The organism is Njordella calcicola (assembly GCF_056494125.1).
In genome coordinates this window covers 6,948,116-6,969,944 of record NZ_CM151396.1, presented here as the reverse complement: position 1 = coordinate 6,969,944, position 21,829 = coordinate 6,948,116, and the positions used below count along the sequence as shown (strand labels likewise).

The 21,829-nt window shown below is 51.0% G+C and carries 26 protein-coding genes; 5 read left to right on the top strand and 21 right to left on the bottom strand.

The features are described from left to right. Positions 1-22: 22 nt before the first annotated feature. The 3 genes from SH302x_RS26970 (at position 23) to SH302x_RS26960 (ending at position 4,880) form a co-directional block, all read left to right on the top strand. Entirely contained in the window at positions 23-1,282 is a 1,260-nt protein-coding gene (locus SH302x_RS26970) for a DUF2357 domain-containing protein (RefSeq protein ID WP_479369320.1), read from the top strand. Beyond that, positions 1,282-3,741 (top strand): hypothetical protein, encoded by a 2,460-nt coding sequence (locus SH302x_RS26965; protein WP_479366223.1) that lies wholly within the window; start codon positions 1,282-1,284, stop codon positions 3,739-3,741. The genes SH302x_RS26970 and SH302x_RS26965 overlap by 1 nt, the downstream gene beginning before the upstream one ends. A gap of 515 nt (positions 3,742-4,256) precedes the next feature. After that, positions 4,257-4,880, top strand: coding sequence for a dockerin type I domain-containing protein (locus SH302x_RS26960; RefSeq protein WP_479366222.1), 624 nt, complete (start codon positions 4,257-4,259; stop codon positions 4,878-4,880). Positions 4,881-5,099: 219 nt separating this feature from the next. Here SH302x_RS26960 and SH302x_RS26955 read toward each other — a convergent pair whose 3' ends face one another. From SH302x_RS26955 to SH302x_RS26925, 7 genes are all read right to left on the bottom strand, one after another. Continuing rightward, positions 5,100-5,744: an ankyrin repeat domain-containing protein gene (locus SH302x_RS26955; protein WP_479366221.1), complete on the bottom strand. Its 645-nt coding sequence runs from the start codon at positions 5,742-5,744 to the stop codon at positions 5,100-5,102. A 132-nt stretch (positions 5,745-5,876) separates the two neighbouring features. Next, positions 5,877-6,152: a hypothetical protein gene (locus SH302x_RS26950; protein ID WP_479366220.1), complete on the bottom strand. Its 276-nt coding sequence runs from the start codon at positions 6,150-6,152 to the stop codon at positions 5,877-5,879. Positions 6,153-6,330: 178 nt separating this feature from the next. Next, complete coding sequence (locus SH302x_RS26945) at positions 6,331-6,780, bottom strand: ATP-grasp domain-containing protein (protein ID WP_479366219.1); 450 nt, start codon at positions 6,778-6,780, stop codon at positions 6,331-6,333. Next, positions 6,777-7,133 (bottom strand): hypothetical protein, encoded by a 357-nt coding sequence (locus SH302x_RS26940; RefSeq protein ID WP_479366218.1) that lies wholly within the window; start codon positions 7,131-7,133, stop codon positions 6,777-6,779. Before SH302x_RS26940 ends, SH302x_RS26945 begins: the two co-directional genes overlap by 4 nt. A 257-nt stretch (positions 7,134-7,390) precedes the next feature. Continuing rightward, positions 7,391-7,885: a hypothetical protein gene (locus SH302x_RS26935; RefSeq protein ID WP_479366216.1), complete on the bottom strand. Its 495-nt coding sequence runs from the start codon at positions 7,883-7,885 to the stop codon at positions 7,391-7,393. Positions 7,886-8,652: 767 nt separating this feature from the next. Beyond that, positions 8,653-9,156, bottom strand: a complete 504-nt coding sequence (locus tag SH302x_RS26930; protein WP_479366215.1) for a hypothetical protein — start codon at positions 9,154-9,156, stop codon at positions 8,653-8,655. A 132-nt stretch (positions 9,157-9,288) separates the two neighbouring features. Beyond that, positions 9,289-9,780, bottom strand: coding sequence for a hypothetical protein (locus SH302x_RS26925; RefSeq protein WP_479366213.1), 492 nt, complete (start codon positions 9,778-9,780; stop codon positions 9,289-9,291). A 79-nt stretch (positions 9,781-9,859) separates the two neighbouring features. On the opposite strand from SH302x_RS26925, the gene SH302x_RS26920 reads away from it, so the two are divergent. Beyond that, entirely contained in the window at positions 9,860-10,177 is a 318-nt protein-coding gene (locus SH302x_RS26920) for a hypothetical protein (protein WP_479366188.1), read from the top strand. A 357-nt stretch (positions 10,178-10,534) separates the two neighbouring features. Here the strand turns inward: SH302x_RS26920 and SH302x_RS26915 are convergent, their stop codons facing one another. From SH302x_RS26915 to SH302x_RS26885, 7 genes are all read right to left on the bottom strand, one after another. Then, positions 10,535-11,440, bottom strand: a complete 906-nt coding sequence (locus SH302x_RS26915; RefSeq protein WP_479366212.1) for a hypothetical protein — start codon at positions 11,438-11,440, stop codon at positions 10,535-10,537. Between the two features lie 479 nt (positions 11,441-11,919). Further along, positions 11,920-12,444: a hypothetical protein gene (locus tag SH302x_RS26910; RefSeq protein WP_479366211.1), complete on the bottom strand. Its 525-nt coding sequence runs from the start codon at positions 12,442-12,444 to the stop codon at positions 11,920-11,922. 151 nt (positions 12,445-12,595) lie between these two features. Then, positions 12,596-13,345 carry a hypothetical protein gene (locus tag SH302x_RS26905; protein ID WP_479366209.1) on the bottom strand — a complete coding sequence of 250 codons (750 nt, stop codon included), beginning with the start codon at positions 13,343-13,345 and terminating at the stop codon, positions 12,596-12,598. Positions 13,346-13,446: 101 nt separating this feature from the next. Then, positions 13,447-13,926 (bottom strand): hypothetical protein, encoded by a 480-nt coding sequence (locus SH302x_RS26900; RefSeq protein WP_479366207.1) that lies wholly within the window; start codon positions 13,924-13,926, stop codon positions 13,447-13,449. Positions 13,927-14,024: 98 nt separating this feature from the next. Next, positions 14,025-14,600 (bottom strand): hypothetical protein, encoded by a 576-nt coding sequence (locus SH302x_RS26895; protein WP_479366206.1) that lies wholly within the window; start codon positions 14,598-14,600, stop codon positions 14,025-14,027. Between the two features lie 103 nt (positions 14,601-14,703). Beyond that, the gene (locus SH302x_RS26890; RefSeq protein ID WP_479366204.1) at positions 14,704-15,168 is read right to left on the bottom strand and encodes a hypothetical protein; all 465 of its coding nucleotides are present in this window, start codon (positions 15,166-15,168) and stop codon (positions 14,704-14,706) included. 31 nt (positions 15,169-15,199) lie between these two features. Beyond that, positions 15,200-15,811 carry a hypothetical protein gene (locus tag SH302x_RS26885; protein ID WP_479366202.1) on the bottom strand — a complete coding sequence of 204 codons (612 nt, stop codon included), beginning with the start codon at positions 15,809-15,811 and terminating at the stop codon, positions 15,200-15,202. Between the two features lie 780 nt (positions 15,812-16,591). Here SH302x_RS26885 and ltrA point away from each other — a divergent pair. Next, positions 16,592-17,884, top strand: coding sequence for a group II intron reverse transcriptase/maturase (gene ltrA / locus SH302x_RS26880; protein WP_479366201.1), 1,293 nt, complete (start codon positions 16,592-16,594; stop codon positions 17,882-17,884). A gap of 91 nt (positions 17,885-17,975) precedes the next feature. Here the strand turns inward: ltrA and SH302x_RS26875 are convergent, their stop codons facing one another. From SH302x_RS26875 to SH302x_RS26845, 7 genes are all read right to left on the bottom strand, one after another. Beyond that, positions 17,976-18,377 (bottom strand): hypothetical protein, encoded by a 402-nt coding sequence (locus SH302x_RS26875; protein WP_479366200.1) that lies wholly within the window; start codon positions 18,375-18,377, stop codon positions 17,976-17,978. Between the two features lie 110 nt (positions 18,378-18,487). Further along, positions 18,488-19,144 (bottom strand): hypothetical protein, encoded by a 657-nt coding sequence (locus SH302x_RS26870; RefSeq protein ID WP_479366199.1) that lies wholly within the window; start codon positions 19,142-19,144, stop codon positions 18,488-18,490. Positions 19,145-19,203: 59 nt separating this feature from the next. Next, positions 19,204-19,653: a hypothetical protein gene (locus SH302x_RS26865; protein WP_479366197.1), complete on the bottom strand. Its 450-nt coding sequence runs from the start codon at positions 19,651-19,653 to the stop codon at positions 19,204-19,206. Between the two features lie 109 nt (positions 19,654-19,762). Continuing rightward, positions 19,763-20,110, bottom strand: coding sequence for a hypothetical protein (locus tag SH302x_RS26860; protein ID WP_479366195.1), 348 nt, complete (start codon positions 20,108-20,110; stop codon positions 19,763-19,765). A gap of 127 nt (positions 20,111-20,237) precedes the next feature. Then, the gene (locus SH302x_RS26855; protein ID WP_479366194.1) at positions 20,238-20,627 is read right to left on the bottom strand and encodes a DUF4288 domain-containing protein; all 390 of its coding nucleotides are present in this window, start codon (positions 20,625-20,627) and stop codon (positions 20,238-20,240) included. Between the two features lie 50 nt (positions 20,628-20,677). Next, positions 20,678-21,175 carry a hypothetical protein gene (locus SH302x_RS26850; protein ID WP_479366193.1) on the bottom strand — a complete coding sequence of 166 codons (498 nt, stop codon included), beginning with the start codon at positions 21,173-21,175 and terminating at the stop codon, positions 20,678-20,680. 105 nt (positions 21,176-21,280) lie between these two features. Beyond that, entirely contained in the window at positions 21,281-21,784 is a 504-nt protein-coding gene (locus SH302x_RS26845; RefSeq protein ID WP_479366192.1) for a hypothetical protein, read from the bottom strand. Positions 21,785-21,829 lie beyond the last annotated feature (45 nt).

Below are 21,829 nucleotides of genomic sequence, written 5' to 3'. Positions count from 1 at the left end.
AGATGCGGATTTGCCGGCAGCGATGGGGGTGGATGCCAATACTTCAGTATTGATCCAAGCTGTCCCAGAGGTGTCGCCCGTGCTGGACGCCCTTGAGCAATATGCTGCGTTCATGGATGAAACGTTTGACAAGCGAAGCGATGCATTTTTCCACAAAGAGCAAAACTCATCCAAAGTTGCTTTCCGAAGTGTTGGGCGGCTTCTTTGCAGATGGCGGCATGCCCATAAACCGAACCGTCCGCCCCGGTCTTTAATCGTTCGCATTGCACGAAATTTACCTGAGATCCTTACACAAGTTTGCGATAAACCCAAACGAGTACTCAAACGCAGACGCGCTCTTGAACCTCTCAACAGACTTAGAGAATTAGATTCCAATTGTGTTCGTTGGCTAACTAGGCAACCAGGCACCAGCTTGGCTGAGAAGTCTGGGCATAGAAGAACAGTGTTGGCGGTACAACGATTTGAAAGCTCCGACACCCTAGAGAATCGCGTTGTACTTGATCTACTACGCCGATGTGAAACGCTCGCACGCAACTACCTTCGCCAACATCAGTCGCGGTTTCCCAATCACGAATGGATCCACATTGTTTCTAAGTTCCAGAACGTTTGTCGCCGACTTCAATCACTGCCACATTTCGTCGAAGTTGCCCGACTATCCAGCCTACCTAAACCCAATTATGTACTGTTACATGAATCACGGTACAAGTTGATCTGGTCAACTTACGCAGAAGTCTTGCGACAGCAGGAACGAAGGCAGCATTTATGGGAATGGAGGAATCAAGTCTTTGCTGAAATGCTAATTCTTTCCGTCTGGAACGCTAGCCGCGCCCGAATGTCGGACCGTAACTTACGCAAAATGCTTTCAAGACACGATTGCCTTATTAGGAAGCAACCGCAAACTGGCCAGTTTTTTGATTGGGGATTCCTCCCTCCCCTGCTCCGCTTGAATACTTCCACGACGCTGATGGTCGGTACCAAGGAGTCGACGAGCAAATTACTGGAATGTACTTCGCAGAGAAACTTAGATTTAGACGCAACGGCGTTGTTCCTTACGGTACAGATTAGAGAGGCGACGACTGTTTACCGTATTGGGTTTGAATTCCCAGATGAACCGAACCGGACCCTTGAAGACAGCCATCGATTTGTGCGAGTGACTCTCAACGAAATTCAATCTGCGGACGACCTTCAAACAAGACTACGCAGTCATGTATTTTCTCTTCCACTAGCCTTATTAGAACATCCTTTGGTCGCAGATGATCTAATTGCGTATGGAACAAAGTGATGCTTGGCACTACTGCAAAGGATGTTTGTGGTATCGCACTGGGGTCACTGAACTGGTCAGTTCACCAACTGTCGATCGATGGAAGCGAACCTGCTAAGGTCTTTCACCGGACTAACAAGCATCTACCAGCAAGCGTACTGCTGCCTACTGCCACTGACGAACCTTATCGCCTTGACTGTCATTCACCTCCTCACCCACGGGGTGCTGGCGAGAACTGGCCACCAGACTCGCGAATCTTGCTAGGTAAGGGCGCTGGGCGATTGCCCATGACAATAGCGTGGGCAGGCCGTACGATTAACAAGAAATGGCAGTGGACTGTCGAGGGTAGGATATACCCATTCGAACCAATATCGGCCATCAACGTTGGGTTGTCAGAGCTAACAGCGAACTATGCGAAACGCAAGCCAGCCACACTTGTGATACCCAATGATTTCCAACAACGAGAACAGCAACATCTGCTAGACCGTTGCTCTTCAATGAATCTCCAGGCCTCACTTCTATGGGGCCCCGTTGCAGCGGTGCTGTCATGGCTTCAATCCAATCGCAACACCTTAGCGCCGCCAATCACAGTTCATGATCTACGCCGGACAGTCGCTGTAGTCCACGCGGACTGGTCGATTATCCGCAGAACGTTTGTCGAACTCGTACCTTGGGATGGTGATGGCACCCTGCGGTGGATCCCGGCGCGCAGTCGCCCACGCTTAAGCGATTTCGTTACTGAGGGCTTCGGTTGGGACAGTTGTAGTAAGTGTTTAGATTCAGATATTCAAACGACGTGGAAGAAGCTCTTTCTCGATGAGAACCAACGGTTGGCGGTCAATCAATCATCTCTCGGCGAAAGCTTGCTTAAGCGACTGGTCAGCTGGGATGTTCCCCAACAAACGTTGGGATCTGCGCGTCGAAAGATCATATCCAGCCTAGCCGGATGCAACAGTTTGGCGGGTGCCATTGTCGTGGGCGACTTTGCCGAAGCTCTAGCAGATGGTCAGTTCAAAAACTCAATTCAGCCGCAATTGGCCGCGGATTCTGCCGGAGCCCTGATTGTTGCAGGCCAGCTAGCCGGAGAAGATCTGCTGGCTCACGGAGCTTCACTTTTTTGCAACGATCGTCAGTTTGGTCGAGTCAGTTATCTCGACACTCTTCCTGAATTAGAACTTTTTGTCGATAGAGCTGGCAAGTTCGAGTGGTTGAATTTGATGGGAGGCAAAAACCAGTCTGTACACGGCGGCAAAGAATGGAATTTGCCGAAACCGATCGAGGGCCTAGCAGTACGAAGTGGCACTCGCAGCTTGAAGCTTGTCGTTGCGCACGATGAATACGAAGGTGTGCGTGAATTGAACGCGGTACTTGATCATGTGGCCGAACAACGACTACCATCCCGATTGCACGTCAGTGCAACACCAGCACAGGGGAACGCGAAACTGCGGCTAGTGACCGATGCAATTGAAAAAGTGCCTTCAAAATCCATCCTGGCAAATTGGGACAGGATGAAGCCCGTCTTGGATCCCAACGGGAATCCTGTGGACAAAGAAAATTTTCTGAAGAATCAGCCACGTGCATTTCCTGAGTTGATGCCGCGCATGGCAAGCCGAGCCAAATGGTTACAGGTCAAACATTATTTGCAAATCTTGATTGATCAGATTGAAAACCACGCAACTAAGGACGTCTTTAAAGAGTCCGCCCTATTCGGTCGAATTAAAGACGGCCTAATGCAAAAGGATCAGACACAGACACCGCATGATGCGACTGCCGTTGGTTCTGATTTCGTCTGTCCTATTCATGGCGATCAGAAGTTGCTTGAGTCTTCGGCAGAAGCACTAATATATTTATGGCGCGAGAACACCACCAGCAAATCCCGTAACTTTACGCTTATCGTACGAGCCCTGGGCTACATGTCGGCACCCAATTCCGACTTCGAGCGATGGCTTTGCCAGCCCAGCCATACGACCTATTATGACAGTTCTGCGATTCGACATACGATTGGTCTGACGTTGCGTGACCCATCCTTGATTGCGCAATTTGTTCGAAAATGTTTTGGCTTAGTTGGCTCGTCGATTGGTCCAACCACGAATGACCTCAAAGGAGTTTCCCAGATTCTTCGATATCGAACAGACGCCACACAGGATATAGAGTCTTTCGAAGCGACTGAGCTAATCAAACAGCTTCTGAGTATTTTTCGAAAAGAAATGAATCGAGGCGGCGGAAGCTATGCTTTCCGCTGGTCCAGTCTGGTCATCGTCTACTTATTACGGCGCCGTATGTACGATGTTGAGTTTTTAGATCCAGAAGATGGGCTGGCGATTGAGGCAAAACAGTTATTTGAAGAAGCGATTCAATTGCACAAGCTTGGTCGTTTGCGTCCATTGGGAGGATCCGTTAATGTGCCTGCTGCATTGCGGCAGATGATCGATTACATCGACCGCAAAGGCTCTGGAGAAATCCTCATGGCAGGAGAGTAGTGAAGGCCCGATTCGCTGTAGGGCTGATCCCGAGCAATCACGGAGTTGCCATCGACGATCCTAACAATCGCCAGTGGCAATACCATTCAATTTCTAACAGAGCAGCGATAGTTGCCTGTTAGGTACGTCATTCACCAGGCAGACCGGACTGCTTACACCGTACCGCGATGCTTTTAACCATTGAAGGACCGTATTGACGATGCACGATGAATCAAACTTGGTCCGCCCACCGCATTAGTAGTCTCTGACGATCGATTGGATGTAGGGAAAAACCTGACCCCGACTGCCGAAAAATACCGCTGGAACCGAGACTGACTCTCTAATTTTCCGGAGTTTTCTTCAGCCTATTTGCTGCTTGGGAGCTGCCAAATAGCGGTGTTTTCTGGCAGAAATCATCGGTCTGTTCCAGAATCTGAACCGCCGTGCCGGATTAACTGATTGCAACGGTTGTACCGTGCGACTAATCTTTTTGCGGTATTCCTCACTTCCGGCGAGTGTCAACTACGGATCGATCAATGAATCTACTTCGTGCGACTTTTGGTAAAAAAACTTCCTCCGCTCGACTATCAAAGGCACAGAAGAAGCAGCGTCGAAGTCTGGTAGAACAACTTGAAGTCAGGCATATGCTCGCCGCTGACTGGCACAATGCCAACCGGCCAACTGATGTCAACAACGACTTCATGGTCTCGTCTCTTGATGTCCTTTCTATCATCAACGTATTGAACGCGAGGGCTCGAAGCAATTCATCTCTCGGGCTTGGTCCAAGGACGCAGGCGCTCGCCCCGCGGGTCGATGTCAACGCGGATTCGATCGTTAGCTCTCTGGATGTTCTGCATGTAATCAACCAACTCAATCAAGATCGACGTACTGGTCAACCTAATATAACGCCGCGAATCCAGGGTGAAGCGGAACCTGCACCGATCGGCTTCATCAGCATCGTGATGGGGAACCTGCCCGGTAACCAAAACCAGCTTGTCGAACTCTCGACCCAAATGACCGTCGGTCGCATTGAGTTCAATGAGATGGGCGTGTTTGTAGTGGATGGCCCCAGCGGTGCCGTCAATGGGATTATGCCGACCTCGCCAGAGTATGCGAGTACTGTATTTAATTCTGCCCAGCGACAAGTGCTCTCGTGGTGAGTGATCGACAATCGCCTCCGCCGTTGGGCACCTACCTTAGGGCCTAAAAAACATGTAGAAGACAACAATTCTCAAAAATCGTGGACAACTCCACTTGCAAACCCACCACTTCATAGTCGCTGGCGATCACCGGGCGGCGGGAGTTGATCTGCCATTGCGATTGCCCGTGCCACCGCCGCTCCGTGTGCATCGCGTGGTTCTGTTGCGTTCTATCATCGATTAAAGGTCTTTAAGTAAGTTAAAGGCATCCACACTGCCTTCGTTTTGTGCCATCCAAGCCGCTGTCTTCCCGAGAGCCCAGCGCAACCCGCAACCGCGTTTCGGATCTGCGCCATATTTTACAAGCACCTCGAGTGCAGCTACGTTGTTTTCGCGGGCAGCGAGCATAAGGGCAGTTTGGTCGGTACCAGGAGGGCCATCGACGTCGGCGCCTGCAACAATCAATGCGGTGATTGTCGCGGAATCGCAGCCTTTTGCGGCAAATTTCAACGCCGTCATTCCATCGCTTTCGCGAACCACCGTAGCGTCCGCTCCCCGTTCGACAAGCAACTGTGCGATTTGATCGCCGTCAGGGCCGCCACACGAGCAGGCGCACATCAATGGCGACATGTCCATTCCGCCAATCAGGTTAAGGTCTGCACCGGCGTCGACCAACAGTCGCGCAGGTTCGACGAGGCCATAAGTTGCCGCAACGTGAAGAGGCGCGTCGAGCGATTGTCCACTGATGATCGTTTTGTGTTTTGCGTTAACATCAACACCGTTCGCGATCAACGCGCGCATGTCCTCAAGGCGGGAATTCGCTGTTGCGATGTGCAGCGCTTCCTCAGGGGAGTCGGCTTCGAGAAGGTGCCAGATTGACTTCATTGGGTCTCAGCAACAGAACGCTGGCGATCACGCAGTCGCCGCCAAAAAACTATGATTCAAATTCGCGGCCGACCGGCGACTTGCGTGCATCGCTTTGTTCGTCGGCCTGTTGTGAGTTGACGTATGGTAATTTTAATCGTCGATTGCCACGCCTCCTTGCCGTTTCAGTATATCTGAAATTGCAAACGAGAGGCGAAAGTCCTTGATGAGTTTTGTCAATCGCCAAACTCGGCGTAAATCAGTGGAAACCGTCACTAGCAATCTTTTCGGAAGTCGTTGATGTTCGCTAATTGCGATCAAAGCAACAGCGTCGTGCACACGACATCGATAGTTATACCAAGTCGAGTCTGGAAGTTTGTCAATCGATCGCTCCATTTGTTCGACAGAACTGCCTGGGATAGCGTCCATCCATTGAAGGATTGAACGCGAACTTCAAGCGGGAATGTGAATTGTCCCATACGCTAATTCATACCGTGTCCGACGAACGACCACGATCAGCGGGCGGAAATGGAGCGATTGATCTTGACTAAAGGGTAAAGCCGGAACGCCATTTCCGCTCCGTTGCATCGCTTGGTTCTGCCACTCTTCATGCGCTGGACGCGATTGTTGATACGGCATCAATTATCGCGTTTGCATCGCAGGCGTAAAGATCAGCACCACCAAATGGATTTAGTTCTAGTAGCCGAAGTTGGCCATTGCATTCGCAGACGTCAAGAATGTAGACGATTTCAGGCTCGGGAATCGACGCCGCAACGATAGATGCGAAGTTTGCTGCGGAGTTCAATTGTGCGGCAACTGGTTTTCGCGTTTTGGGATCGTATGCCGAGCCTGCGATGACAGAGCGATTCGCAATCACGAACCGCCATTCACTACCTATGTTTTGGACGGGCGCGGCAACAACCGGAAGGGTTTCATCATCGTAATAGAAGCCATGATCAAGTTTTGCGAGCGTAAGATTTGCAACCTCGACGACCCGTCCACTGAATGGTTTCAGCGGGCTATCGGGACGCACAAATAGGCGGTCAGTCGTCCTCAATCGTTCTGCAATCCTTCGAGCGTTGGCGACAAGTTCATCTGCCGCGCAGATCGTCCAATCAACATGGACAAGCCACTGTCGAGCATATTCGTACCATGAAGAGCACCGAAATGAGTTGACAGCACAGAACGATCCTGGAATCCAGTGTGAAGGTCATCGGCGATTCGAGCCGCATTACCGAGCGAGCCGTGGAATACAACATTCGATTTAGGAACACGCGACGGTACTCCGTCAGACCACCATGCGTCAGACCAATCAACGAGACGATGCCCTCGATCGCGGATCGCTTTCCGGATCGGTTCATGAGTGTCGGGAAAGATGTTGGGTTCCAGCACCCACGTTACGTCAGGCATGTATGTATTTGTGGCAGAACGACACCCATCACCTAGCCCCCCGGAAGAGATGTCTCTAAAGTTAGTAACGCACCAACGGGGGCTTAGGTGCATGGGATGGTTCGTCCTGTTTACGCCATAGCGGTGTCTGCGACGATAGTTCAGTGTTGTCGTATCCCTCTGCATCGGTACGTAGTGTAGCAAAAGTTGTCTGCAATACACGTAGCAGAATTTCGTTTAGTGAGGACATCGCACTCCACGGTTCAATCGTAAGCCATTTAGTCTTTTTCGCTCTGCTCGAATTTATTTGGACGTTGGACGGAAGAACCTTCACGGCGCTTCGATGTTGAGAGCATAACGGCTACGCATGCGGCGATGGTTGCAACGCCAACATCAAACCAGATTCCAGTGATCTCGAATACATATGTCACGGCATGGATCACGCGTCCAGAAGACTCTTGGGGAGGGATCAACGCATTCTCTACCAACTCTTTCACAAAAAAGGAGTAGAATGACATAAATTCTGCGTAATAACGAAGATCCCCCAAGTAAGGCAAAGCACTTGAATCCTGCCCGACGAAAGAATTCCTGTTGTCAATGCGGTGGCCGAGAGCAAAACCACGATAAATTGTGTGACGTCGAGAATCATCCGTGCGTTGTCCTGGATGGCTACTGTTATTGTCGTCGCCGATGCAACTCCCATCACTGTGGTCAGAAGAAGCAGCGAAAGCAGAGAGAATCGCATATGAAGAAACTACCGCGAGGAGCTGCATCAGTGTGGACGAACGACAACGATCACCGGGCGGCACCCAGCAAACCTAATAAGCAAATCCGATACGGAGTGCCGCTCCGTGTGCATCGTCTTGTTCGTACCTGGGAGCGTCAGTCGTTCCTGAGCCCAAGCGCATCAAAATCGTCAATTGTCCAAGCGAACAACCCTCAGTTTATCAGCTTAGCATCGAGAAAGCGAGTCGACACAGCCAATCAAGCTAGCGACGCCGTCAAGATCTAAAAACTGGTCCGCGCATCAATTCCTTCAGCAGTGTTTTACGGCCCAACATTGGATGGCCAAATCGATGGAGGTTCCCAGCGATGCATCACAACAACGTCCATCGATTTGGCGAATCAATGTTGGGTAGGCCAAGCGACCAACGCATTGAACCATAAGTGAGCTTTGGTGTGTCATCGAAGTAGCTACGAGAACTATCAAAGCAGCTTATCGAATCCTCAGTTCTCGTGGCCAACGCAGATGATTCACCAAACAGGGTTGTCAAAATCAGTTCGAACCATCACTCGTCATCCCTGCCGCACAGCAATCGAATCTACGCATCACAAGCAGAAGATGAACAGCAATTGTAATAGATCATCACGCGATCGCAACTTCACGCGCAACCCATTTGAGCGAAGAACCATCCACAACAATTAGATTCATTTACTGCGCGTACGAACGACCGCGTTCACCGAGACGCGGCGATAAACCAAATTTCAAAAATCAGCCATTTACGCGTCTTCGGTGCAACGCATTGTTCTGCCGATTGTCTTATGGCAAACCATTCACGGCAATACTCCACGAGCCAAAAGGACTAGCAGGATAAGCGTTCTTGCCTGTCATATCGTCAACAAGGTGTTGCCACTTGTAGGAACCGTCTTGTTCAAGCGTCATTGCCGAAACTGCCTCATCGGCAAATCTCATCTCCTGGCTATTTCCACTATTTTGCATAGCGAGTACTTCATTCGTTAGTGCCTGGCTTGCCAAATGATAGCATAGCACACCAAACATCGTACCCCCTAAGTTCTCAATTGCTGCGTCGCGTCGCTGCAGTAATCGCAAAACGGATTGCGGTGATGTATCGATAAACAATCGAATTGCATTCTCGGACGGACCGTCCGATTTCCAAGATTTGGCGATCCAATTGCGATACTCTTTGAGCGAATCACGTGCGTGAGCATCAAGAGTATGCTGACGAACTGTAGTCCCCACTCCGATCACACATACTGATGCAATAACAAAAAAAGCTACTAGCAGTTTGCTATAGTTTCGCATAATTTCTATTTCGCAGAACGACACGCGTAACCGGGAACGCGCGGGAAAGTCTCTAACGGGCAAATCGCTTAGCTCGCGTTCTCCGGTTCACGCGATGGTTACCCGCCGTTGTAAGCTCGCGTCCAATTTCAGCTACTTCTTTAGTGCAGCGTAGGCTGCGAAGAGACAGATTGCAATTCCAGGTAACTGCAGTAAGAGCAACATCTTCCCGAGGCGGCGGTCCAAAGAATGCCATAACGTCGTGATTGTCCCCAGACTCGCTGCTATGACTAAGATCGAAAAGTATCGCGACCATACGATTGCGATGACAATCAAAGGAAGTGCCCCGCCTTCTTTGACTGTGATCGGTTGAGTAAAAGCAAAAACGATCGCGGCAACAATGAACGAATACGAAATGGCAGTGCAGTAGAAGGCAAGGAGCAACGCACGAGTGTCAACGTTTGAAGACAGCAGTAAATGCCCGACCAGAAAGGCAATGAGGACCATCAGGCCTGCAACCATTGACTCGCCCGTTGATCCAAACCGCAAATACATCGCCAGCACTGTCGCGATGATTGCGGTCCACACCAGCAGTGTTCTGAGACTGAATTTAGGTGCCAAGCTCCACCGTGAGTGACGGTGCATTCGATCGGGTAACGACCACGATCACCGGGCGGCACCCAGCAATCCTAATAAGCAAATCCGATACGGAGTGCCGCTCCGTGTGCATCGTTTTGTTCGTACCTGGGAGCGTCAGTCGATCCTGAGCCCAATCGCATCGAAATCGTCAATTGCCCCCACGCAAGAGCGTCAGTTTATCAGTTTAGCATCGAGAAAGCGAGTCGACACAACTAATCAAGCCAGCGACGCCGTCAAGATCGAAAAAGCGGTCCGCGCATCAATTCCTTCAGCAGTGTTTTACGGCCCAACATTGGATGGCCAAATCGATGGAGGTTCCCAGCGATGCATCACAACAACGTCCATCGATTTGGCGAATCAATGTTGGGTAGGCCAAGCGACCAACGCATTGAACCATAAGTGAGCTTTGGTGTGTCATCGAAGTAGCTACGAGAACCATCAAAGCAGCTTATCGAATCCTCAGTTCTCGTGGCCAACGCAGATGATTCACCAAACAGGGTTGTCAAAATCAGTTCGAACCATCACTCGTCATCCCAGCAGAACCGCAATCGATCCCATGCATCACAAGCAGAAGATGAACAGCAATTGAAATCGATCATAACGCAAGCGCAACTTCACGCGCAATCCCTTTGAGCGATGAACCATCCGCAACAATTAGATTCATTTACTGCGCGGTACGAACGCCTAAAATCACCCGGTTGCCGCCAGGAGTCTTTGATTTGAGGAAACGCCCGATCGGCAACTCGGGTGCATTTTTTTGTTATGTCGCGTCTCCAGCGTTGCCCATTGCCACAAGAAAATCTTGCTCGTCCAGCGGCGCGACGTCGAGAATCATGAATGGCACAAACGATTCAAATTGTCCACGAGTTTCATCTCCCAAAATAGTATTCAACGACAAATATATTGGGCGTTTTGCAGTGACCATATGCCCCGGTGTCAAATGCTCGACAATGTAGTCGCGGTTTTCGTCATCGGTGAAGCTGACAATTCTGTCGAAAATTTCCTTGTTGGAATCAAATGAGGCGATGTGCATTTCATTGCCAATCGGACTACCAACGGACATTGTGTAGAGGTCTTCACGCACCCAACTGAATTGACGGAATTTTACAAATGAAAATATCCATTGAAAACCTGTTGGGTATCCCATTTTCATCATTGCCGTTCCGTAATCCGGTTGGAAGTAGGACTGGGCAAACATTGATACGTTTTTCGGAGATAATACGCTTTCTACGAGTTCCCAATTGGAGTCAATGTCGGCAAAATCCAAAACGAATATCGGAGCGATTCCCTGCGTGTCGTACGCAACGAGCTGTCGTCCACTGCAAAGCGCGTAAAACCTGGTGCGAACTTCAGGGTGGATGGCATACGAGTATGCCTGTTCAGCATGTTTGGATTTCACGAGCTTTGCGTTCGGCTCTTTGGCATCCAAGATCAATCCGGGGCGTCCATCGGCGCAGAGCAGGTAGTCGGGGATAATGTTGATGGGATGTTTCTTGGAACCAATCATCACGAAAGGGTGAAGCAAACCCTTGCTGCGGATGATTTTGTTAGGGCCACTAGCAGAGTAGCCAAGCCGTCGGAGTATGGGAACAACGATCTCTTCGCGTACGGAGTCCTCCTTGAAGCCAGGATCAGAAAGAAGCGAAGGATCGAATTCGCCGAACATCTGATTCCTTAGCGACATAACGCTACCGGTCACCTCGCCCGAGCCATGGACTTGGCGAACATGAACCGGCAGCCCGAGGGCTGGGGTGGACCGGATTGTTATCGGCGCTACAGGCCCGAGCTCGAAGTGCCGAGTGATTTGCGGAAATGATTTTCGATTGTATGAGGCGGAGTTGAGCGTCCGCAACACGATTGTCCCTGTCAAGCTTCCGAGTCATCAGACGAGCCATCGGTTGGGATCGTCTGATCGCTGATTCGGCAGAGCCATCAGGCGAACCCACGATGATGAATCGCAAACGAGCAGCGAGCGTGTGACGCTACCGACGAGCCGCAGAGCCATCAGGCGAACTGGAAATGTTGCGCAACCGACGACATGCATGCGCCGCAAACGTTGACCGATAACGTTACCGATCAGCCGGCGGCGAGGGTTGATCATCCACTTCAAAACGCCCAACTTCGCCGCTCGGTTGCATCGGATGGTTACCCATTCGGCTTGTCGGGCGTTGGTGATCTCGGTTTCCCGTTCCACGTTACAGGAATCTTGATTGACTGGTGGTATCGTGTGTCTCGTACCGATCCCTTATCAATGATGAACTCGATTACATATTGGGATGCTTGGGCGTCGTAATCAAATTCGCCTACGGAAACAAAGATTGAACCAGTGTACCATCGCGCCACGACAGGAATCCGTTTCTTGAGCAGGTCACGGCCCGTTGTTGGTTCCCCAGCGACTTGAGCTTCAATATCTCGCAGAAACAGTTTGTCGTCTGAAATCGAGAATGTTGCCACATAGCCGCGCCAGTTTGCGGAGGAGGTGACATCAAATGCAGGCATCGGCTGATCGCCGTCCGATTTCCAATCATCACTGTGCCATAGGCCGAGCATTGGTTGTTGCTCAATTCCGTACGTGCGTCCGCTTAGCACGAGCCGATCAAGGGCCTGCTCGGTTGCGGTGACGGCAGAGGCTGCGACTACAGCGACGATTAGGGCGAGAAACGTTTTCATTGTTTGATGGGTAACGGCCGCGTTCACCGAGATGCGGGTACAAATCTAAATTCAAAAAACGGCAAATTACGCATCTTCGGTGCAACGCTTTGTTCGCAATACTGACAGTCAACGACGTGCTGCGTTGGAAAGTTTGTCTCGTTTCCGTCTATTAGTCACCAAAACTGTCGAAATTCCATCTTCGAGGCTCGAATGCATTTCTTTCATCTACGTCGTAACCAGCTGGATAATAGTAATTCGCTGTATCATTATAGTCGTAATACCTATTATTTCGTTCGCCATTTTCATTGAGGCGAAGGTCATAGGCACGACGGCGAACCAATACTGGATTCGTGCCACTAAGGTTTCCTTGCACTATTTCCAAAACGGGAATGTTTAATTCGGTTGTTTTCGCAACAATATCCCGAAGATTGACATAGGAGCAAGGCGACAAAACTACTTGAATATGCACTTTACTCGTAAGTAAATCGCCGCTCCTCAAATCTTTAAAGTCAATTTCCATTGTATTTCCAGAGTCTGTACGAAAGAGGTCGATAGCACCTATTCGTTTCATCATTTCCGATAAACTTGCATTTTGAAGCATTCGCGAAGCAAACGGATCGCGTAAGCTAAATCCTGCGGTAAGTTTCAAGCTAAGGTATTTGTTTCGCGCATATTCCGAAAGGAGATGAAGAGCAAAATCTGCGCAGTCGATGGTTAGCTTTTTAACGTAATCACCAGCATGGGTTCGTACCCATTGATGATAGCCGTCTGTATCTTGCTTCGTCCACCGTCTTGGCTGCATTCTATTGCTTTGTTCACTTGACAAAATCCCTGGCTTTGGAGACTTGTGCCGACATAGTGTTCCTTGGTCGATATCAAGTGGTCGCGTTCCAAGTAGTCCGCGTGTACCGTGTGCCATTTCAATACCTACTTATATCGCGAACGGTGGTCGTCAGCGGGCACGGCCAATGTGGCTCCCATTTGTAAACGCTCTATGCCGTGCTCCGTTGCACGACATGGTTACCCGCGATCTTGAGCAGAGGAACCGGGTAGCCCGGCCAACACAAGTTTACCCATCGCAATCTCGATCGGCAAAACCACCAGAGTGATGGCGATTGCCACGGGCAAGAGTGCAAGGTCATTCAAACCACCTTGGACCGTCCACATCACGAAAAGGAAGAGAAGCAAGCCCAAGTATCCTCGAATCGTGAAATCTTTGGATTGGCAGTAGTTCAGCCACAGCACGAATGGGAAACACCCGATCGCTAGTCCAGTCGGATAGGCCATTGAACGCAAAAAGGAAAGCAATTCGGAAATGAGCCCGGCAATCGCGAAACCAGTCAAGATCACGACGAACGCTACGATTGAGTCAACCAACCATTGAGATTCGCCCTCAGGCGTTGAACGTACAGGCGGTGGTTCGAGAATCCAGCAAGCGAGTCGCGCCCAAACAGGGTTTCGTTCCGGTTCGAGATGCGAGGGTTCGTATGGATTGACCATCGTTCAGTTCAGTCGGGTAACGTTGGCCGTCACCGAGGACGGACGGTTGATTTTCCACTTCAAAAACCGCGCAAGCCGTCCTTCGGTGCACGGCATTGTTACGACCTGTTTTTGGACGGACGATTGACATCGCCATTGCGCCACACGCCCGAATCCAATCGTAGCAGACCGTGTGGCTTGCGTCGAGAAATCGCTCGCGCATCATCATCAGGAACGGGACAGCCCAGCGCCTCGAATCCGCGTAGTTTTGGAAGCTCCACCAGGCGATGGAACGCGTGCAGCGACAACCCGCAGTCGTTGCAATTGAGCATCTGTATTTCGGGCAATTGCGCGATTCGGTTCGCAGCATCATCTGTCAACGGTAGGTCGTATAGACCGAAGGACACGAGGGCTTCCGGGAGATCGGCGGTTGCAATCGCGTTTGAGGTGATTGCCGTGCCACCAATGTCGAGTGAAGTTAGCCGACGAAAATAGCAAATCGAAGCAAGTCCGGCATCGGTGATCGGGCAACCCGCGGCCATCAAGAATTCGAGGTCGGCCCAGGTTGAGATTTCGATCAAGTGGGCGTCGGTCAGTTGCGCGTCGAGAGCCCAAATCTGAAACGCGCCGTTCACTTGTGCGCCGCTGCCCGCCAATTCGGTGGCAAGACGAGCAATGCGTTCGTCATCCGTCATGTGGCGAAATCTTCAGTGTCGTAACGACGGCGGTAACGGGGCCGCCGCCAAAGGACTATGATTTGCAAACCCGCGTCATCGGCGGCTCCCGTTCACCGCTTGGTTATTCCGGTTTTTCGTCGTTGGCCGCGAATTGACGCAACGCTTTGTCACGCCATCGCCGGAAACTGTCCCAAGATTCAGTACTTGTTTTTGTCAAGTCGACGACGACTTGTTCCGCAACGTCAATGACCGACCATCCGGTGTTCAAGCAGATCGATTGCAGTAGCGGCAGTGGGTCGCCGTTGCCACGTATTTCAGCGTTGATCCAGTCGATCGTCGGAGTGTCTGATGTGTAGAACTGGATTGAAAAGTCATGATTCTCAAAGTCGGCTTCCAGTTTTAGGCGAGTGATCGCGTCACGGACTGCTGGAGGCATCATCGCAAGCATCTCTTCCGGTGGCATCGGTGGGCGCTGTAGTTCTGCCCCCGGAACTGCGTCGGACAACGCAGCTATCACATGCTCGCGCGTGCCTAGTGTTCTTCTATTGTCGGTAGTGCCGTTGATGATCGTGATTTCCCACGGCATAGCGAGTTCTCTCAAGGAATAACGGCCCCATTCACCCAGTGGCCGCAAGTAAAGTTTCTAAAGTCAAGCACGGGCGACCGGCCACTTGGGTGCAATGGTTGGTTCGTCGCTCGTTGCATGATATCCAGTTCTCGCCGTTACCTTTGGACTTCCATTTCCATTTTCCATCGATTTTCTCGTAGATGCTAGTCATTACACCTCCGCCCATCGGACAACACCAAACGCCGTCCTCAATTTCAACCTCAGTATCCGATATCCATCGTTTGATTGTAATCCATCTCATCCAAGCCTCTCTGTTGGTGCCACGCTGAAGCACGCTACCCTCTTTAAGGAAAGCACCGGATGCGGGTCTGTACGTGTTGCCGTTCGAAGAGACAAAGTTAATAAGTTTTTGCGGCGGGTCGGACCAATTTCCCACCTCGTCCCATTCCGACATCGGCGTGGGCGTCAGAAAATAGATCCTATCTTTCGCATCGCTTGAGTGGGATTCGAGTACGAACTGAATGATTTCGACATCACGATCATCAAGATTAGCAACGCGGTCCGTGTCGACAGTCATCCCGTAGCCATCATCTGTTTGGCTACACGAAGGTGCTAATATCAACAATGTCAGCAGGTAGATGACTGTCAAGATTGATCGCATTCACACGCCACTTTCGACGAACGACAACGATCACCGGGCGGCACCCAGCAATCCTAATAAGCAAATCCGATACGGAGTGCCGCTCCGTGTGCATGTACGCCCAACATGGGCGTGAGTTTGTGGGGTGCGGAGCTCGCGAGAGTTCTCAGTCCCCTGTGTTTAGTTCCGATTTTCTTACAGGAGTCAGTATACCAAATGAATAGCTCGTAAGAAACAGACACGAGGCGAAGGCAACTGCGACCCGGGCGACTGGGCGTGGGAAGGAAGCCTGCGAAACCATGGGTAAGCGCCGAGTCTGTCGACCGCCATCAGTGCGTCACTACCCCACTCGGATGGTTTCTCGCCAAGACCTGCGAGGTTACGTACAGAAACCGCATAGAGGCCGGTCGCTCTAGCCGAGCGTGCTTGAGAACGCGAAGGCAAATCGGAAACGGAGGATTGGTAGATGCGGAGCTTGTGCAGGGATAATTCACGCTCTTATTTGGGGAGATCTGCCGATGTCCCTGCCTGAAAACGTAGGTCCTTGCGACCGAAACTCAGGGCGTTGCAAAGGCGACTTTGCTCGCACATCAGCAGAAGTCAGCAGCGGCCGTAGTATGAAGCTTCTAACACCAATAGAAATCAGAAGGGCCAAACATCTTTTATTAAGGAAGAACCATTCATGATCTCACTACGCAAGCAACACATACAAGCTAGTCGACTGTCCCCACGGGAAGCGGCACTACAAAGCCCCGTGCTCTGCCTGAATCTCAGTCCCGAGATCAATCGGAAGTGACGATCATGAAGAAGACAGCCTTAAACTTATTCACAAACGATCTAATGGAACAAATTGTTGACGAGCGAAACGTCCTACAGGCGTGGCGAAAAGTCAAGGCGAACAAAGGGGCCCCAGGTCCCGATGGAATCACACTGAACGAATTCCTCACAAGCTTTCGAACTCAGTGGCCTACGATCCGTCAACAGTTACTCGATGGCACCTACGCTCCGCAACCAGCGCGGCGAAAGTCTATCCTCAAAAACGATGGCGGCCAACGTCACCTTGGCATTCCCAATGTCATGGACCGATTGATACAGCAAGCCATCCTCCAAGTTCTCACGCCAATCTTCGATCCACACTTCAGTGAATCGAGTTTTGGCTTTCGACCAAAACGCTCTGCTCATGGAGCCATTAAACAAGTCCAAGCTCATATCCGATCTGGATACCGACAATGTGTCGATATGGACTTGTCCAAATTCTTCGATCGCGTCCAACATGACGTGCTGCTTGCAAGAGTCGCACGCAAAGTGAAGGACAAACGCTTACTGCGTCTGATCGGAAGGTATTTGCGTGCAGGGGTCATGGTCGATACCTCGTGGCAACCATCGCACGAAGGCACGATGCAAGGCGGCCCGCTTTCACCCTTACTGGCGAACATCTTGTTAGACGATTTTGACAAGGAGCTAGAAAGCCGCGGGCTGCGCTTTGTACGGTATGCGGACGACTTCCTGATCTTTACCAAGACTCAGCGAGCGGCCCAGCGCGTCTTCGTTTCGGTGCAGCGATACTTAACTTGCAAGCTCAAGCTAGTGGTGAACCAAGACAAGAGCCGTGTTTGCAAAACCGATGGGTTGGAGTTCCTCGGATACCAGTTCAGCGGTTATGGCGGACAGTTGCGAGTGAGCCCCAAGAATGTGACCAAATTCAAAGAGCGAATTCGAGAGTTAACACGTCGAACGTGGAGCGTCTCGATGTCAGATCGCTTGAAATGGTTAGGTTACTATCTTCGGGGCTGGACCGGTTACTTCTGCCTGATCCCAATCAAGAGTTTCTTTAGCGACCTGGATAAATGGGTTCGCCGTCGCTTGCGGTCATGCTACTGGAAGCAGTGGCGGAAGCCGTCAGCGCGCATAAGGAACTTGATGCAAATGGGATTAGAACGAAACGACGCGGTTCCATTCGGTTCTAGCTCGCGAGGCGCCTGGTTCATGTCTGGCTGTCAAAGTCTGCAAAGCACTTTGACCAACGCCTATCTATCAACAACCGGCTTGGTAAGTCTATTAGAAGTCTGGAACAGGCTTGCTCTTAAAAGATGAAACGCCTAGTGCGGACCCGCATGCTAGGTGTTGTGAGAGGGGTCCCGGGTAACCGGGCCCCTATCTCGATTGGATTGTTATCCCACTTTTCTCATGCGCCAATAAGAGAGCAAAAGAACGAGCGAAATTGGTCACCACCCGCTATCTGTGTGCATTCTACGGCAATGGCTTCAACCGCAGATTGGTCATCCGATGCTAGATCTCGAACACAATCATCGAAGTACTTTTCAGCCAACCGCATTGCGGTTACGAGCGATTCTTGGTTTTGGGCAGCCAAGCAAAGTTGTCGATCTTTCACTTCGTGATCCAGCACGACAATTTCATTTGTTTCAACGTCAATACATATCGCATCCGATTCGAACAATCCGATTGGAATGTAGGACTCGGGAATGTCATGCGGAAATCTCGACGCGACCAAATCAGCATCGTTGAATTCCACGATCCCAATTTCGTGCGCTGATCGCATCCAACTCTCAAGTCTGGGGTCTAGCATCGAAGATTTCTGGTGAGATAACGCCAATGTTGACCGAGCCCCCGCTAACAATGCTTCCATTTCGAAACGGACCGTCGGGGGCGTCGGTCCAACATTTTGTTCGTCGCTATTTAGTCTTGTTCACTCTCAATTGCCGATAGTGCTTGATCAATGAAGCCAAGCGATTCTGCGGCGCACCGTTCGTGCGGTTCGTACCATTCCCATTTGCGGAGCCGAGCCCGTTCTAGCGAACTCTTGGTTTCGATCGCTTGTGGGCCGAGCGAAATTATAGCCTCGCAATGGCCTTGGAGTCGATCTCCAAAGTCATCATTTTCGATCGCAGCTGATAGCAGCGGGACGAAAAAACGGAAGTTGGGTCCCCAACCGTGTTCGACGACATATTCGCAATACCCGTGAATCGAATCGTACGGCTTGCGACCGTGCAAGAGATTCAGCATCATCGATTCGATGATTGCGATCCATTGGCGCAGTCGCATCCGGTCCTCGGGGGAGATGAGCTTATTGCGGACGAGCATTCGGTCATCTTCAGTCCCCCAATTGCGAGCTCTTGTAGTCAAATGCCAGATCGCATAAACAACAGGACGCTCGATACTATCGGTCGATGAGAACTTGCTACCGACCGATAAAACTGATTCGATGACGGTGTGAAAGTTATTTGGCTTGATGCCAGAATACGGACGGAGACATGCGAGGAAGCCATCTTCGTAATAGTCTTCGGCAATTCCTGCGTGCCGCAGTAGTTCATTCCTTGCGTCGTCGTATTCCATTGATCTTGTGGGAGCTCCGAGCGACGAACGGCGGCGGTAACCGAGTCGCCGCAAAGAAACTATGATTTCAAGAAACGCGTTATCGGCGACTTCGGTTCACCGCTTGGTTCGTCGAGTAATGGAGCCAGAGCACGTTTCCAAGTTTGAAGTGAAGCGTGAGTATAGCCGACCGGAGCCGTGTTGTACGAGTGCGTTCTGCGTGTGAAGATCCTACGATAAAGCGGTGGGAAATCGATCAGGATCAGGTCATGGGTTCCGAAGGGAAAGAGTGGACGCGCCGATCTTGAATTATGTTTCATTTTCCATGGCCTACCGATCCAAAAGTGACATTCCGACACATCCGCAGAAATCACATCATGCCCCCATCGAAGAGTCAAGGTGCGATCGCGCAATTCGACAATTGGAAGACTCTCGCGGGTTGCCAGCATAAACGGCCCCTGTTTCCATTGTGCGAGTAGATCGTCAGGGACAGTCTCCACAAGTGGTGCGACCTCAATCGTCTCATTCATGTGACCAGTCGACCAATCTCTTTCGACGAACGCCACGCGTCACCGGGTACGCGCGAAAGACTCAAAATCAATAAACCGGCTGACTCGCGTACTCCGGTGCACGCGATTGTTACCCGCCTTCTTGCCCGTGCGTCGGCGAACACCAGCACGTGAGCATGGCTATCCCAGGAGCCCGTGCGTCAGTCGACGTCAAGCTCAATTCTTCGTTAACACCGCCAGCGACGATCCATCGGTAACCCATTCGCTGTGCAGTAAGTATCACGTCAAACACCATTGCTGTCCAGTCAGCAGCGTCGTGCTTGATTGCGAACTGAAGCTTGTGCCCTGCCTTTTCGTATGGTTCGATTTCAAGGTCGTGAAAATTTGCTTCGGCCAATGTCTCAAGTTGGGCGGCAATCTTCGCAGACTTGTCGCGCGTTTTGGCGTCAACGTAAACAGTCCAAAAGCATTCCATCACGATGACGAGTCAAGTTGATGCGTTTCAGTCGGGTAACGGCAGCCGTAACCGGGCGGCCGCCAAGAGACTCTGATTTCAAAACTCGCGTTGTCGGCCGCTCCGGTTCACGGCCTGGTTCTGCCACGGATCATTGGTCGAGGTTCGGAAAGTCAGCTCGTTTTCCGTGTTGGTTGAAGCACGCCAGGGAAATGCGGTCTGGCACGAAGTCAATCGGGTCAGCACCGTCAGGTGTCACGAATTGCACTGATGAAACGAGCCCGGGATAGTCCTCACCATCTGGTTCAACTCGATCCAATTCATGAATTCCAAGACACTTGATCGTCACGACTTCTCCATCACTGTTTCGGTATGTGTGGTCAAGCTGCGGGCTCAATTCCGCGGCTTGTCGGTACGCATCGTCTGTCGTTGCTGCGTTGAAGAGGTACGTTTCAAATCGTGTCACAACCCGAAAGTCATTCACAACGGAGAGTCGGAGTACGAAAACCGCGGCGAATTGCTTCGACTCGTTTTGTGTCATTTGTGAGGTAGTGGCAGAACGGCCGCGGTAACCGAGCCGCCGCCAAAAAACTATGATTTCAAATCCCGCGTCATCGGCGGCTTCGGTTCACCGCCTTGTTCTGCATGCATTCGGGAGAGTCCGACGGCCACGGCAAAATCATCGAATGATCGATGTGTCTCAACCCATTCGTGGCGAATGTTTTGACCATTTCCGATCCACCGCAAGTACATTACCCGCGCCGAATCTTCGAGTTTATAGTATAGCACGATTGGCGAATCAGACCCCATTCCGAAGTCCGCGATGATCAATGCCCGATCGTAGTCGATCTGATTTGGATTGGTTACTCCGGTTTCCCAAAAGCGGTTTCCGCCACGAACCTCATCGCCAATTGTGTGAAACGGTGGCGGCATGAGGACGATCCGATCATCCTGGGACGAGAGAACGTGCGCGGCGTCTGCGCCAAGTATCGGGTTCAGTTCCTGTAAGTTTGGGTTTCCGGTTGGCCAAACGCCCGACTCGATCATCTCAGTGAGCAGTGACGGAAGTAGGTACGTTTCACGGGTCATTAGCATGCAGAACGCCCGCGTTCACCGAGACGCGGAATAAACCCAAATTGTCAAAACCAGCTTTTTACGCGTCTTCGGTGCAACGCATTGTTCTGTGATCGCTGTTCATTGCGTACTATCACGGGTGTATATGCGCAACATCTCCACACCAGTATTGCTAAGCACCATTTGATGTCCAAGTGCATTGTCCCGAAAGGCGATGCTCCATAACGACACCATACGAGAATTATCAGCGTTGCCTGTATGCTCGATCCTGAGTTTTCCATCCCGAATCTCCCATGTTCCTGAATAATCCAGTCCTTTGTGAATCGAGGGCGCGATGTAGGAGTCTAAGACACCTTCAAAAGTTCCATCAGCCTTATATTCAATCCATACTTCCGGATCATCCCAGTTCCATTTTCCGATAAGTCGTGTGCGTAATTGGAGATCCGTTGAAGTTGGAGTATATTTCCCCCATAAAAGATCATCAAGCTTCTCTTCGGAGTCTGCCTTAGCTTGCATCCTGCTAGCAAGTTGTGGAGCTGTGTCGCATCCGGTTAAGGAAAATGCTGCCAGACTAAAAGCGATGAGATAAGTAGCGTATCGCACAGGTTCGAGCATGCTCTTCATTCACAGAACGACTGCGATAACCGGGTGGCCGCGGTTGATCTTCCA

Bases quoted from the DNA above. Each gene is read 5' to 3' on its own strand.
- SH302x_RS26915 (WP_479366212.1), bottom strand. From the start codon at position 11,440: ATGTTCGGCGAATTCGATCCTTCGCTTCTTTCTGATCCTGGCTTCAAG.
- ltrA (WP_479366201.1), top strand. From the start codon at position 16,592: ATGAAGAAGACAGCCTTAAACTTATTCACAAACGATCTAATGGAACAA.
- SH302x_RS26865 (WP_479366197.1), bottom strand. From the start codon at position 19,653: ATGAATGAGACGATTGAGGTCGCACCACTTGTGGAGACTGTCCCTGAC.
- SH302x_RS26910 (WP_479366211.1), bottom strand. From the start codon at position 12,444: ATGAAAACGTTTCTCGCCCTAATCGTCGCTGTAGTCGCAGCCTCTGCC.
- SH302x_RS26855 (WP_479366194.1), bottom strand. From the start codon at position 20,627: ATGACACAAAACGAGTCGAAGCAATTCGCCGCGGTTTTCGTACTCCGA.
- SH302x_RS26970 (WP_479369320.1), top strand. From the start codon at position 23: ATGGGGGTGGATGCCAATACTTCAGTATTGATCCAAGCTGTCCCAGAG.
- SH302x_RS26960 (WP_479366222.1), top strand. From the start codon at position 4,257: ATGAATCTACTTCGTGCGACTTTTGGTAAAAAAACTTCCTCCGCTCGA.
- SH302x_RS26900 (WP_479366207.1), bottom strand. From the start codon at position 13,926: ATGGTCAATCCATACGAACCCTCGCATCTCGAACCGGAACGAAACCCT.
- SH302x_RS26965 (WP_479366223.1), top strand. From the start codon at position 1,282: ATGCTTGGCACTACTGCAAAGGATGTTTGTGGTATCGCACTGGGGTCA.
- SH302x_RS26845 (WP_479366192.1), bottom strand. From the start codon at position 21,784: ATGAAGAGCATGCTCGAACCTGTGCGATACGCTACTTATCTCATCGCT.
- SH302x_RS26930 (WP_479366215.1), bottom strand. From the start codon at position 9,156: ATGCGAAACTATAGCAAACTGCTAGTAGCTTTTTTTGTTATTGCATCA.
- SH302x_RS26935 (WP_479366216.1), bottom strand. From the start codon at position 7,885: ATGCAGCTCCTCGCGGTAGTTTCTTCATATGCGATTCTCTCTGCTTTC.
- SH302x_RS26950 (WP_479366220.1), bottom strand. From the start codon at position 6,152: ATGGACGCTATCCCAGGCAGTTCTGTCGAACAAATGGAGCGATCGATT.
- SH302x_RS26875 (WP_479366200.1), bottom strand. From the start codon at position 18,377: ATGCTAGACCCCAGACTTGAGAGTTGGATGCGATCAGCGCACGAAATT.
- SH302x_RS26890 (WP_479366204.1), bottom strand. From the start codon at position 15,168: ATGCCGTGGGAAATCACGATCATCAACGGCACTACCGACAATAGAAGA.
- SH302x_RS26925 (WP_479366213.1), bottom strand. From the start codon at position 9,780: ATGCACCGTCACTCACGGTGGAGCTTGGCACCTAAATTCAGTCTCAGA.
- SH302x_RS26850 (WP_479366193.1), bottom strand. From the start codon at position 21,175: ATGACCCGTGAAACGTACCTACTTCCGTCACTGCTCACTGAGATGATC.
- SH302x_RS26940 (WP_479366218.1), bottom strand. From the start codon at position 7,133: ATGCCTGACGTAACGTGGGTGCTGGAACCCAACATCTTTCCCGACACT.
- SH302x_RS26885 (WP_479366202.1), bottom strand. From the start codon at position 15,811: ATGCGATCAATCTTGACAGTCATCTACCTGCTGACATTGTTGATATTA.
- SH302x_RS26870 (WP_479366199.1), bottom strand. From the start codon at position 19,144: ATGGAATACGACGACGCAAGGAATGAACTACTGCGGCACGCAGGAATT.
- SH302x_RS26955 (WP_479366221.1), bottom strand. From the start codon at position 5,744: ATGAAGTCAATCTGGCACCTTCTCGAAGCCGACTCCCCTGAGGAAGCG.
- SH302x_RS26895 (WP_479366206.1), bottom strand. From the start codon at position 14,600: ATGACGGATGACGAACGCATTGCTCGTCTTGCCACCGAATTGGCGGGC.
- SH302x_RS26905 (WP_479366209.1), bottom strand. From the start codon at position 13,345: ATGGCACACGGTACACGCGGACTACTTGGAACGCGACCACTTGATATC.